Here is a 14,117-nt window from a genome sequence, read left to right as displayed (position 1 = left end):
ATTGTTTTATCTTCTTGACATAGTGATATGTTTATGGTCCTCTTCAATACGAATACCCAGCGTGACCGACACGGTCGACAGCAATTCCTCGACACTGGAAACGCTGATCTCCCCTTCGATGCGCAAGTCAAGAAGCGCGGGCTCTTTCACCTCTACGGTGTAGCCATAGTCCTCTTGCAGGGTCTTCACAATATCTTTGAGCGCAGGGTTGGTGAACAGAAGCTCCTGCTTCATCCAACTGGTGGCGCGCTGCGGATTCGATAATTTTTTACGTGCTAATAATTTCTGTGATCCATACTCCACAAAGTCGCCGGGCAGCAGGATCACGTCGGGTGCGTGTTCCGAAGGCGCGCCGGTGAACTGCACTTTCACCTTGCCGGTGATGAGCGTGACGTTTGTTTTTTCCTCGTGCTGTTGCACATTGAACGAGGTGCCCAACACTTCAATGTCGAGGTTGTTGCTGTGCACGATGAAACGATGCGCAGGGTCGATGTGGAGCGTATCGCGATTGATGTGTTTCACCTTGAAGAAAGCCTCGCCATCGATCCACACTTCACGAGGTTCGTCGGCGGCCCAGTCGCTTTCATAACGCAGTGTGGAATTGCCGTTAAGCATCACCACGGAATGATCGGGCAAGATCACTTTGGTGATCTCGTTGTGCGCCGTGGTCACCAGGTTACGGTGATCTTTCAGCAGCCAAAACACGCCGCCAAACACCGCTAACAAAACAATGGCCGCGGCCGCCCTCATATATAAAGGAATCACCCTTGCCGGCTTCTGCACGGGCACGTGATGCTGCTGGATCTCGGCACGGATCTTATCCCACACGGCGTCCTTTCGCGATTCGTTCGTAAACGTCTCCAACCGGCGGTACGTACCGATAATGGATGACGCCTGGCTTACAACGTCCTTCTTCTCCGGGTAATGCATCAGGAACGCTTCCCAGAAAATATTGGCTTGCGTGTCGGGAGCAATCACCCAACGGATGAAGAAGTCGTCTTCCAGGAAGTCGGTTAGTGCATAATGAGAATAGTCCTGTACGCGCATGGTGTCGGCATTTGCTTTTACAGTACTATTACACCGCTACCCCACGCGATTATCCCTCGTATGTTAATCTTTTTTTAACACAGGGGTCATTTTTAAGAAAATAGTTCGAAAAAGGGCTGAAAATAGATAGTGGAGGGTAAAAGAAAGGCTTGCCTTGCGACGGACCTTATCCTTCTGTTCCGGTCCGGGAAACGCAATAGACCAGCAACACGCAAAGCAGGTGACGCAAGGCGTCTTTCAGATTGTCGACTGTCTTATACCAGAGTTTGTACACCGAATTGATATTGATGGACATGATCTCGGCAATCTCTTCATAGGAGAGGCCTTCATAAAAACGCATGTATACGATCTCTTGCTGCCGGGCGGGAAGTTTGCCGGTGACGTCTTTAATGATGCGTTGCAATTCGCGTTCGTCTTCATCCACCACAAGGTGGTCGTGCCACGAGAGCTCGAACGTATAGTCATAGTTCTCGGTAGGTGCTAAGGTGAACTTGCGTTGTGTTTTTATCTTTCGAAACAACGCGTGGCGCAGGGCTTTGTAGAGATAATTCTTCACCGACGAAGGTTCGCCCAAGGTCTCGCGGTTTGTCCAAAGTTTGACAAAGAGGTCTTGGATGGCGTCTTCAATAAGCGCCACATCGCGGGTGAACTTATAGCCATAGTTGTTCAACCGTTTGTAGTACGTGTCATAGAGCAATGTATACGCATGCCAGTCTCCTTTCTTGAAGTCGCCCCATATATCCCGCTCGTGTTCCAGTTCCATACGAGAAACCAATGTAAACGGAACTGTCCGAAATTGCTACACCCGTCCACAAATTTGCGACGAGTGTTCGCTGGAAACGAGTGAAGGGCATGGTGTGCGAGGTGTGTGTGTTGGGTTCGTTTTTTAATGAAGGGATGGAGGGTGAGTTTGATATGACTCTTGTGTGCGTGTGTGCAAGCAAACTCTTTATATAGTGCTTTCGTTTCATTGCGCTTCGATCTTCCTGGCACTTTTCCAACTCCATAACATAAGGCATCATAGAATCACAACCGATAAACCACACAAGGCTACACTTACATTCTAGTGATTTCCTAAAAAACAAAGGGCACCTAAACAGGCGCCCTCTCTTTAAGTCTCAGTGCGGTTTCCAATTCATTCATATCGCAACGACTTCACCGGGTTGGCCATCGCCGCACGAATGGACTGAAAGCTTACCGTGATCAATGCAATGAGAAGCGTGAGCACAGCCGAAACGAGAAATATCCAATAGCCGATGTTGATGCGGAACGCGAAAGTGTGTAGCCATTTATCCATAAAGTACACCACCAGTGGTATGGCAATGACATTGGCGAAGATGACCAGCTTTAGAAAATCTTTTGAGAGCAACAGGAAAATATTTGGCACAGTAGAACCCAGCACCTTGCGGATGCCGATCTCCTTGGTACGCTGGCTGGCGGTGAACGAGGCCAGGCCAAACAAACCCAGCGAAGCTACGAAGATGGCCAGCAAAGCGAAGAAGCCAAAGACCTGGCCGAATTGACGGTCGGTTTGGTATTGGCGTTGAAAGAAGGTATCGAGAAAGAAATAATCGAAAGGGTTCTCGGGAAATTGCTGGCTGTATTTTTCTTTGATGTAGGCCAGCGTTTGATCGATGTCTTTCGCTTGCACTTTCACACTGTAGTAAGAATGATTTTCGGGCAACAGGTGAAAGGCGGTTTGGCGAAAGTTGCTCTTTAACCCTTCCTGGTGATAGTTCTCCACCACTCCCACCACCGTGAGTGTGTCGTCGCCAATCTTGACCTGACCTCCCACCGCATTTTCGGGTGTGTTGAAGCCCAGCACTTCCACGGCTTTCCGGTTGAGGATCACGTTGCTGGTGTCGGCCGTGAAGTCCTCGGAGAAGACGCGACCGGCGAGTACTTTATTCTTATAGGTGCCGAAAAAATCGTGGTCGATACCCATGCGATACATGACGATGCTGGGCAACTCCTGGTCGCCACCAATGCGCTTGCCACCGTTGGTCCAATAGATGAGGTTGCCCGGCACTTCCGATGAGGCCGTGAACGACTGCACATTCGGGTGACGTTGCACTTCACTTTTGAACGAGCGAAGCTGAGAAACATACGTGCTCGTATCGGTCACGCCTGGAGCATGGATGACCAACACCTGGTCGATGTCCACACCCAGGTCCCGGTTTTGCATGAACTGCAATTGATTGTATACAATGAGTGTTCCGGCAATCAACGCCACAGAGGCGACAAACTGCATCACCACCAGCATCTTCCGCAACAACAAACCTTCGTGGGTTCCCTTCATGGATCCCTTCAACACACGCGCAGGCTGATAAGACGACAATACAAAGGCAGGATACAATCCCGACAACGCCGAGCCCGCCAGGAACAATACTGTGGCCGTGTACCACAAGGTTGGATCCGTCAGGATGCTTGTCGTCAACGCTTTTCCCGAAAGGGTATTGAACAAGGGAATGGTGGCGCTCATCAACGCCACGGCCGTGATCACGGCACCGAAGTTGACGATCAATGCCTCAGCGATGAACTGCCCCATCAGTTGCAGGCGCCCCGCTCCGATCGCCTTGCGCACGCCCACTTCCTTCGCGCGCTCCACCGCCCGCGCCGTGGCCAGGTTGATGTAGTTCACCCAGGCAATGACCAGGATGAAGAAGGCGATGATGGAAAGAAAGTATACCGAGCGGCCGTTGCCATTGACACGGGCCTCCTGGAGCAGGTCGGAGTTTAAATGAATGTCGGTGAGGCGTTGGAGGGAGAACTTGATCTTTTTGTCGTCGCCTTCAGCGCCATATTTTTTGATGAACTCGGGAAACTTGGCTTCGAGCGCTTTGGGGTCAGCACCCGGGCTCAGTTGAATGTAGGTATAGAAATCATACCATCCCCAGGCTTGTTCCGCATCGGGGCCAACGACCTTCACCAGCGTGGGGTACGAAAGCAGGAAGGAAAACTTGAGGTGTGAATTTTCTGGCGAGCGGATCACGCCGGTGATCTCATACTCTTCCCGGTTTCCAAACTTTATGCGCTTGCCCATAGGATCGGCATTGCCAAAATATTTGCGCGCCGTTTCTTCTTCCACCACTGCCGTGTTCGGTTCTTTCAATGCGGTTGCGCGATCGCCTTTCAGGAGCGAATAGGAGAAAACATCGAAGAAGCTCTGATCAGCCGTGAAGAGGTTGTCCTCTTTCATCTGGATATCGTCGTAGCGGATCACCCCGCCGCCATAACGCAAGTACAAGCGACAGGCTTTTTGTACTTCCGGATAGTCCGCCAGCAGCGCCGGTGCTACTTTCGGAAACGTTGTGGCGCATTGCAGCACGAGCTCGTTGTCGCGATAGCGGTCGTATTGCACGCGGTAGATGTTTTCCTTGTTGGCGTGAAAGTCGTCGAAGCTGAATTCATCTTTCACGTATTGCATGATGAGCAGGCTGGCCGCGAGACCAATGGATAGTCCCAGCACATTGAGCATGGAAAATCCTTTGCGTCGGGAGATGTTGCGGAGGGTGGTGAGGACGTAGTTTTTGAACATGGCGAGCGTTAGGTTTGGTACCAAAGCCGCAATGACAATGCCATCTATGGCATTGCTTATTTTGGTTGTTTTGGAGGATCGAGGAACTTTAGCGCGTATGAAATCGAACGAATATGTTCGATGACGGACGGAAATACTGGATGAGGTCAGTATTCAAAAGCTTACACTTCTGGATACTAGTCCTGAGTCCACCACTCTCCCATTTTGTTTATAGGAGTACGCCATATTGATCACGATCATCGATCCCTCCTCCATTCTAAACCCTGCGGGCCAGAATAATAAACTGGCGAATTTTCCTTTGGAACGCAGGCGACGAACGAGGGAGGTGTTGTGATGCAGAAACTTCACCTCAAGGGCTTCATAATCCAATTGTAAATTTGGCAGAGCGGGAGGACCAAGTAATAGTGTGGTGAAGGTTAGAACACTGTTAGAATTGTAATTCGCCGATTTCAGCGCTGCTGCCGTAAATCCCCGGCCAAACTCAATGGTAGCGGTGGGAACTGGCAATTTATGTACTGCGCTGTCGCGACTAAACCATTGCTCGTAGGGATTGGTCTCGTCCTTCGGCAATTTATCCGACCACTTGGCCACAAAGAACTGACCTTGTTTTAAGGTACGGTCTCTCGTCAGGATGAGAAAGCGATCAAATCCTTCAGGGATTAAAAGATGCGCCGTCTTATCCCCAAAGGGAGGTTTCTTTACAAAAAGTTTAATGCCGCTGATACGTTTTTTCAACGTGGCCGTATCACCTTCCCCCAGACCAAAATAGTCATTTATTGGACTGCTGTCTTTATACGTTTCACCAAATATCCCATCGACATTGAACCGATACTCTTCATCCTTCGAATCACCTGCGAATACAATACCCGTTTCAACCTCTGGCGCCTCTGCAGAGGCCGCGGTGTTGGGCGGCGGTGGAATGATGCTTGTGAGCGTTGATTGCGAGCGCGCCGGCCATGCGATGACCATGGCGATCAAGAGGGTGGACAAAGAAAGTTTCATGATATTATATTTTTTTAAAGTGAATGATCAGCGACCATACGCAACCATTCTGCGGGCAAATTTAGAGCGGCCCACTGCAAGGGGATTGCAGTTTGAGAGATCATGAAAAATACTTTTTTTGCCTTCTTGGCAATACAGGCATATACATCTTTGCCGATAGTCGACTCAGTTTTTAAAAAATTCTTGACACACAAAAGCTGAACTACCTTGCTTAGCGCGACCGTGAAATCCATAGCCGTGAATCTATAGCCGTTTCCGGGACTTTGCTCAAACTAGTGATATACCCGCGAATTTATCGCCCTTGTCAACTATTTAAACACTGGTCTAAGCGATTTTGTCATGGACCTCTTTTCCCCCGAATCCATGTCGATGACCGTCACAACAGTATAACATTTATAAAACGTCTTCCTTCTATGCTTCCTTTGTTCAGGATGTTCTTTTTCATTGTCCGAATAGCGAAAAAGAGCTTTGCCGTGAAGAACGCCCCTGGCCGGGAAATCGTATATAAAATCATCGCCGGAGATTCTGAAAACCAGTCTCACCTTCGTTGGCAAATCCTTTGGATCACTAAAAAACCATCGAATGTGGTCAACATCTTCTTTGCGGGTGATTTTCGTAGTGTGCAGTACAAAAAACTTCTTTGTTGATATCGTATCGCCGTTATAGGTGAAATAAAGGTCGATGTAGAAGGGTTTTCGGAGGGGCTCCCGTGTTGATGCAACGTAATACCGTTCCGAATATTTCTTACGACCAACGGTCACATAAAACACGATCACATCGCCTGGCCTCAATGATGGCAAGCTATACTTGATGAAGTCACTGTCATCCTCGCACAACCTGTAGGTAATTCGGCTCAATCTCACGTTACCGCGGCCGTGTACCATCTCTATTTCGCATGTGTCGCTTGGGTAATATCGACAGTGGAATTTGAATTCAAATCCTCTTTCATCTAGTTCTTCCAGCACGGTATCTCGAAGAATTCCGTTTCTAACGGCCACCAGCAATTTGTCTTGCGCCAAGGTCACTATGGAAGTGATCATTAGTACAACTAAAAAAAAGAACGCCCTTTTCATATACACAATGGTTTGTGAGGGCCACTGAGCAAGTTTAAGACATCGTACTGAAATTATTTTGCAGTATCGGAAATCTAACGTTATCGGTATCGCACAAACTTAAAAATCGTCACCGGCAAGGACTAATTTTAGAGTCACTTGTCCTCCATCGAAATATTTTGCTATTACGACCGAATTTGCAATTCTGCGGCACCGTTTGTACTCGCTAATTGAGTAAGGAGCAGCATCCTATTCTTCGCAAACACCACTGTAATGACAATAACTTTAACAGGGATGCCGGCAACCGAATCAGATATTTTCAGTGGGATGGCGGCTTGAATTTCTAATGGTATTATCTGCATCTGCTTCGGCACCAAGGAAAAAGTAAAGTTTGAGCATCTATTCCCATGTCCCTTCCAAATTTCCCGGAATTTCGCATTCCTAATATAGAACAGCGCTGTTAGCTCTGTCTTCGAGAGGAAGCTTAGCCCATTGTTCTTGAGAAAGACATTGATAACTGTCGTATTTCCAGGCAGAAAGTTTAAAAAATGAAGTCTAAATAAATCCTTTGGTTCCTTTCTTATCAATCATTTAGACTCAGAGAAGTCGTATTCGTGAAGCCCGCCAAAAATCCACAATGGTAAGTGATCGAGATTTTTAACCCAACCAATTTTCCGTTCATTATAAAAAATAAAATCAATATCTATTGACTCAAATTGCCTTATTACGTCAGATACTGATGTTTCTTTATCAAACTCAAAAACCTTCTTAGGCTGGTAGAAAGTTTCGGAATAAAGATGAATTTGATCATTATAATTAACCTTAGTCCCATAGTCCAATCTATTCAATCTAAATTTTAAAGTTTCGACTGCTTTCAAATCGTCGTTTAGTTCCATTATGCAAAACGGTTCTTGAAACCCAAAAAAGAAGCAACGATTGTTAATGACGAGAAAAAATCCATCTACAACGTCACCTTGCTCGTTTTCATACTGGGTATCATAGATTTGCCTCGCAAAAAAAACGGTATATTTAAACTCTCGATTCTCCACGAAATTAAATTCAAAGTCGCTGTCCTTAAATTTTGATATACTTAACACCTTTGCAAGCTCCCGTCGTTCATCATAGAACACCTTAACATAACTGACTATTGGATTTGTGCGCTTAGAGGGTTTCAGAGAATTGAAATCAAAGTTGTCGTATTTTTCGGTCACTGAAGAAGCCCTCTCGTAGCTTGAGAAATGCGACTTGGCAAACATAATCACATCAGACACCTTTATCTCATCAACAACATCCCTTTTCAAATCCCGTGATCTGTTACAACTCAGAGATAGAACAAAAAACAACATCAACAAAACTGCAAAAAGTTGTTTTTGATTAGCTTTGAAAGCTCCGCAATTCATAAAAAAAAAAAGATTTAGTTTGTACCACGATTTTAAAGTCAATATTTAGTCGGAAGATTTTGCCCTACTATTAGATTTCCTTTTCTTTCGCCCTCTGTCTGACGAAGAACTACCATTGGATGATCCTGCGTCCGATGGAAAGAAAATAAATCTTCCCGCGGCACTAATTCCCGGAACATGTTTTATTGGCCTTGATCCATTAGCCGTCGTCATGGTCCATGGTTTCCATTGATTCAAAGTTGAATTCCAATGTGATCCTACTTTTATTTTCCTGGATCTTGCCCATATTATCTGCGAAAGACTGCCATTGGTATACATAGTTAAGTTCTTATTTTTTCCGGAAATCGCTTTAAATATGGAATTCGCCAATAGAGTCCCTTGCTGCGATGCTCCACAGGCCGTGAGTAAAACGCTAGCATTTTTCTTTAAATAACTGGCGATGTTGATTATAGCCGCAACAGCTTCGCCTCCTTGCTCTGAACCGTAGTCAAAATCTTCTGAATCACTATAAGTATGATTTTGTTGAGGGCCGTCGAGTATTGCTGATTGTGTTTCGTGAGTACCACTAGCACCGTGTGTACGAATGACTAAATTATTAATTCCTATGTTATCATGTCCATATGTTTTTCTAATCCAATCTTGTGCATCTGACAAATTGCTAAAAATCCCATAATCCCATAGTGTCGCGTCCAATGGACTTGTGTCAAAAGTTGGATACCCCGGTCCATCTGAAATTATTATTACAACGTTCCCAGAGCCTGCATATTTAGGATCACCTGGCAGCAATCCTTCGATGTCATTGAAAATCGTCGGACCGTTTAGCGCATAATTATAGGGACTTACGCTCATAAAATTTTCCATCAGAGGATCCATCACGCCCCACCGTCCAATATCCGGCATATACATCCTCGCCCCGTAGTCGAGCCAACCAAGATCCAGCTCATCCTGGATTTCCTTACCATTAAACAAATAGTCTTGTTTAAAGCTACCTTCCCTCCTATGCGACTGCGCCACCATACCAAACCCGTAATAATCTGTTTGGTCTATAACCGCCGACTTCACCTGTTCCACTGTGAAATCGTCAAAGAACACGTCTCGCTCTTTGCCGGGTTCGCTGTCATTTGTTAAATATACTAGCATATAGCCAGGTTCGGAAATGGTGACCTGGGCTTGGATTTTGGAGAAGGTTTTGCCGGAGCCGTCTTCGGCGCCGTCGGTGGTGATGCGTTGGGAGCCATGGGTAAGGAGGTTGTAGTCGCGGTCGAAGACGAGCCAGTTCATGAAGCCCATAGGTGGGTCGTTGGTGCCGTCGTCGGGGCCCTTGTTGTCGAGGTGGTCAGGCCAGGGGAACGGCGTGGTGCCATGGCTTCCGGGGGCTCCGCCGTCAACAATGACGTTAGTGCTGCCGGAGGCGATCAGGCTCATGAGGTTGACAAGGACGGCGGACCATTTGGTCTTGTCGGCGCTCCGGTATTTGGCATAGACCTCCATGTTAATGACGTCGCCGGGCATGACGCTGATGGAACGCTCCAGGCCCACGCGTTCGGCCTTGGTGCCGTTGGTGCCGTCGTAGCCGCTGAGGCGGGTAGAGAACTTGGTGGCGCTGTTGGGTGTGTGGTTGAAGAGGGCACCGTTGATGAGCACGGCCTCGTTCAGGTAGAGGAACTGACCCAGTTCCGTGTTGCGTGCACTGGTCTCCAGGGTGGCCGTTAGTTTGTCGGTCTCTTCGCGGGTGGTGAAGGTGGTGCGGATGTTGCCCAGGTGGTCTTTCAGGAAATACTGGTACTCGGGAACGATGTTGTTCATGACCACGCGACCTTCTTCATGTTGGATAAATTGTAGCGCATTGTTTTCGTAAAAGAATTCTCCCATGTATTCCGCGCGCTTCCGCAACGTGCCGGCTGCTGTGTACAGATCCTGTCTCAACTTCTTGCCGGTCGCGTCGTAGATATACACCAAATACGTCCCATTCAACTTCGTCACCTTGTTGGGCAGATTGAGGTAGTTGTAGGTGATTTCCTTGATATCTTTGTTACCGTCAGTTTTCATGTTGCCATTGGCGTCGTAGGTGTACTCGTTGTCGGTTTCTTTTGATTCTTTGAAACCCATGGCATTTGGGTTCTCGACCACGGCGTCGTCGATGCGGGTGACTTGGTTGCCGGCGTAGCGGTAAGTCAGGTTGTCCACAAGGCCATAGCTGTTGGCATTGTTTTGCCCGAAGCGGTTGAGACGCACGATATTGCCATTGAGGTCGTAGCCTTTGCTTTGCGAATTGCCAACGTTGCCGATATATTCGTCGAAGGCAAGGTTTTTATTGTCATGGCCCCGGTTGTAGTATTCGGCGGCTTTGAATCTGCCCAGCGTATCGTAACTGTAATTATAGCTTTCTTCTTTGTTGTCTTGTCGCCACCAGATCTGGGATTGTATGTTGCCGTCGTCGTTGTACCACAACCCTTCGGTGAACAGACGGTTGTCGGGCACGCTGGAAGTGTACTCGTTTTTGTTTATGCCCTTTAGCCAGCCACGAATGTTGTAGGTGTAAGAGATGGGTTCCTTGAATGTCGCGCCATTGTCAGCGCTATGGAGTTTCTTTTCTATGAGCTGGCCTAACTCGTTGTATTTTTGCTGCGACAGAATGACGGCGGGCGCTGTGCCGGTTTGGTGTTTGGTGGTGAGCAAGCGGCCCGCGTGATCGTAGGTAAACGCGCGGACCATCGCTACGTCGGGTTTGCCGGGTATGGATTGTGTGGTAGCTGTGCGCATGACTTTGCCTGCAAAGTCGTATACGTGGGTGGTCATGTCCACACCCTCTTTATGGTTTTGAGCCTGGGTTTGAATGAGGCGATGGTATTGATCGTAATACAGGACGGTGTATCGCCAGATGTTATCGTCAAGGGTTTTCACTTTGGTGCCGGTCACCATTCCGCGGAGGCGATCGAAGGGTTTCGGTTCCTGGCCGTCGTCGGTCGGCGTGGGGTCGAGGTGATGCGGGTTGTAGGCCAACGTGCTCAGCTGATTGAAGGCGTAGTGATCGTAGTAAGTTATGGTCAGGAATTTGTCGGGTGCGGTTACTTCCGGAAAAGTCTTGTGTGTATAGCCGTGAACGTCGTCTGACGCGGTCGACAACATTTCGCTTAAGCTGTGCGTAGCGTCTTTGTAGAACATCTTTAGTGCACCATAAGCTTGTTGTTGTGACAGCGCCGTGGGGTCATCCCACAGTCCGGTGGCGACGGGGCGGTTCTGGGTGTCGTATTTGGTGAACAACCATTGTTTTGCGGCGCGAAGGTTGCCGTCCTGGGTGAGTATTAGGCGGTCGCGTTCGTCGTACACGTATAGCGTTGCGGCAGCACCGGGCACCTGTTTTACAATGAGGCGGCGCAGTTCATCGTGGGCGTAGCGGAAAGCCCATTGCTTCAGGAAGGTTTCTTTAACCGCTGTTGCCTTGCCTAAGTATTCTGAGGCGGTTTGGAGGATTCGCTTTGTGCCCTCGGGGGTGATGACGGCGGCTAGATTGTTGACATCGTCATAGACATAGTAAGTCTCGGCCCAGGTGGTGGCGGTAACTTGCTTCTTCTTTAGCACAACCCTGCCCTCTTTATCCTTGTATTCGACGGACTCGTATTGGTCTTCGTTTTTGGTCCTGGTCTTATAGAGTTGCCCAGCGGCATAGTATCCCGGCGCTGTGCCGCTGCCTGTCGCAACCAATCCCAGGACATCGACAGTTTTTGCTGGTGTGTAGGTCCACTTCACCACCTCGGTGGCAATGTTGGTTTCGTAGGCAAATTTAATGGCCTTGCTGGAAGAGGTTGCAAAATCGCCACCGTCGGGCTGCCAGGTTTTGCCCGGAGCGCCTTGTTCGAGCACGCGTCCCAACGGACTTGTCTCGAACAGGGCGACGGCATAAGGCGCGTCATCGTTGGCAATCCCGTCGGGGTCGAGACTCGTGTCGTTGTCGCCTTTATAAAAATTGAGCAGGGGATTGCCGGTGGCCCCGCCTTTGTAATAGCCATTGTTCACTGCTTGCGAAACGTAGGGCAAATATTTTGTTGCCTCTCTTCCCAGGCCGTCGTATTCAATGCCTTGCACGATATCTTGCCCCTTGGGCGAACCCTGCGTGACGTCGGTCTGCATGAGCCGGCCCAGGCCGTCGAAATAGGAATACGTTTCCTGGCGCTGCCCGATGGCGAGACTTTCTACAGTCTTTTCATCCGCGCCTTTGACCTGCACGATATTTTGGCGTATGTAGTTATAGTTGTTGATGGGTTCAAGGACACTGACCTTCACATTGTCGGTGGCGGTTTCCAGGCCGTCGTCGGCTGTGAGCGTGAATATGTATGTGCCTTTATGCAGGCCGGTGAGCACGAGCGACGGCCGGTCCATGTTGGGGAAGACGTTGCCATAGGCTTCTGTCCATTTCACCGTGAGCGGATCGCCATCTTCGTCGCTGACTGTGCCGGTCAACGTGAGGCTTTCGATGGGAAGCGTTACGGTGACGTCGCGGCCCGCATTGACTTTGGGCGCTTTGTCGATTTTTACGGTCAACGACTCTGACATGACACTGCAATTTCCGGAGGAAGCCGTTACGGCGTAACGGCCTTCTTCTTCCGCATAGTATTCATATGGTATTCTTGGAGCCGTTATCGCCTGTCCGTCTTTCAACCAAGTGTAGCAATAGGCGGGATTGAAGTCGGTAACCTTGACGTATCTTGAGCAAGTAGTGCAATCTTTTATCCTTACGGTGCCCGTCGGGTCGATGGTTACTGTTGGGGTCTCATCTATTGTTATTGGAATCGCGGCCGTTGACTTGTTTGCCGTGGTGGCTTTCAGACAAGTTCCTGTTATACCACTTACTTCTACCGCCAATACATCGTCGGTATTGAAGTAAAGGCCCGTTGCATCCGCCTTGCCCACAGGGATGGTTCCCGAAGCGGACGTGGAGATCTGCGCTTCATTGAGCGTCCAACGATAGGACGCTCCGCTGGTGGAAGCGCCTGTCACGGAGGCGCTATATTCCATTGTCTCGCCGACACAGTAGTTAATTTTGTTCAATTCGATAGAAACTCCGGGTGTAGTGGCGCTGGCTAGGTGGGCGGTAACAACGTTCGTGCTGAGGGGCGACGGCGGACACACGGCGTTTGAAGAAACTACGCCATACAGTTGGTCACCTTCGGCTAAGTAGTCATAAGCATAATGGGCTTGCGAGGTGGTGGCTATAAGAATACCATTTCGATACCACTGATATATCAATGGGCCGTCACCATGGGCATTGATGGTCACCGGGAATGATGTTGCCTTGGCACAATACGATGGATTAGCGTTAAACGTGGCCGTAAGCGAAGCCGTAGCATTTACTTGAAAGGTAATGCCGGGCGAAGGCGATGAAGGGTTGTGGGTCAGGCACGCCGCGGCACTGTTCATGGTCACCGCGATCGTATGTAAGCCCGCTGTGATATTGCGGGTATCGACGTTGTATGGATTTTCTTGGCCTACGTGGACCGGTGCCGACGCACCGTCCAGATACCATAAATATGTTGGCTGCTGATTGTAAGCACCAGCGCCGTTTACGGGCGATGCTTTCAATTGAATTCTATCGCCCTGGCACACGCTATGAACATCCGTCGACAGGGTTACCGACGGCTCCACAGCAGCGGCAATGAGCACATCGATGCGATTGGATGAACCACTTCTTCCGTTGCCGTCGGCGCAGGAGTAATTGGCGTAGATGTTTACATTCCCCGGTGTGTCCCATGTGGCCACTATCCGGGAGTAGCTGCTACCATTGTTCGTTGTCTGATAAGTTATCGAACTTGGTGTGCGGCTGAAGTTCCATCCCGATGTCTGTACTACCGGCGAGTAGCAGTCAGATCCTGGCATCAGGAGAATGACTACGCCGGTTCCCGCACAAGCGCCTCCGCTATAGGACAAAGACGCCGGCGTGGGCTGTTGATTCGGACCACCGTAGTAGCCCTGACCTTGCACGTTATGTTTCAATATTAAAATCATAAGTACAAAAAAGAGTTTGATCTTGGTTTTCATAAAGTACAACGAGGGCCAAAAGGTTAACGATAAATTTTAAGC

7 protein-coding genes are annotated in these 14,117 nt (G+C 48.9%); all 7 read right to left on the bottom strand.

Annotated elements, in window-relative coordinates; all coding sequences use genetic code 11:
* Positions 1–6 precede the first annotated feature (6 nt).
* On the bottom strand, positions 7–1,047 hold the full coding sequence (locus tag BUB30_RS25800; protein ID WP_073140268.1) for a FecR family protein: 1,041 nt from the start codon (positions 1,045–1,047) through the stop codon (positions 7–9).
* Positions 1,048–1,213: 166 nt separating this feature from the next.
* On the bottom strand, positions 1,214–1,810 hold the full coding sequence (locus BUB30_RS25795) for an RNA polymerase sigma factor (RefSeq protein ID WP_073140265.1): 597 nt from the start codon (positions 1,808–1,810) through the stop codon (positions 1,214–1,216).
* A gap of 372 nt (positions 1,811–2,182) precedes the next feature.
* Positions 2,183–4,585, bottom strand: coding sequence for an ABC transporter permease (locus BUB30_RS25790; protein WP_073140262.1), 2,403 nt, complete (start codon positions 4,583–4,585; stop codon positions 2,183–2,185).
* Between the two features lie 153 nt (positions 4,586–4,738).
* On the bottom strand, positions 4,739–5,587 hold the full coding sequence (locus BUB30_RS25785) for a hypothetical protein (protein ID WP_143165087.1): 849 nt from the start codon (positions 5,585–5,587) through the stop codon (positions 4,739–4,741).
* A 308-nt stretch (positions 5,588–5,895) separates the two neighbouring features.
* Positions 5,896–6,660: a hypothetical protein gene (locus tag BUB30_RS25775; protein WP_073140254.1), complete on the bottom strand. Its 765-nt coding sequence runs from the start codon at positions 6,658–6,660 to the stop codon at positions 5,896–5,898.
* A 566-nt stretch (positions 6,661–7,226) separates the two neighbouring features.
* Positions 7,227–8,039, bottom strand: coding sequence for a hypothetical protein (locus BUB30_RS25765; protein WP_073140248.1), 813 nt, complete (start codon positions 8,037–8,039; stop codon positions 7,227–7,229).
* Positions 8,040–8,084: 45 nt separating this feature from the next.
* On the bottom strand, positions 8,085–14,042 hold the full coding sequence (locus tag BUB30_RS25760) for a DUF6443 domain-containing protein (RefSeq protein ID WP_178377204.1): 5,958 nt from the start codon (positions 14,040–14,042) through the stop codon (positions 8,085–8,087).
* Positions 14,043–14,117: the final 75 nt, after the last annotated feature.

It is taken from the genome of Chryseolinea serpens, from assembly GCF_900129725.1.
GTDB classification, from domain to species: Bacteria; Bacteroidota; Bacteroidia; order Cytophagales; family Cyclobacteriaceae; genus Chryseolinea; species Chryseolinea serpens.
Note: the sequence above shows the minus strand (reverse complement) of the source record. Positions and strands in the feature narration are given on the sequence as shown.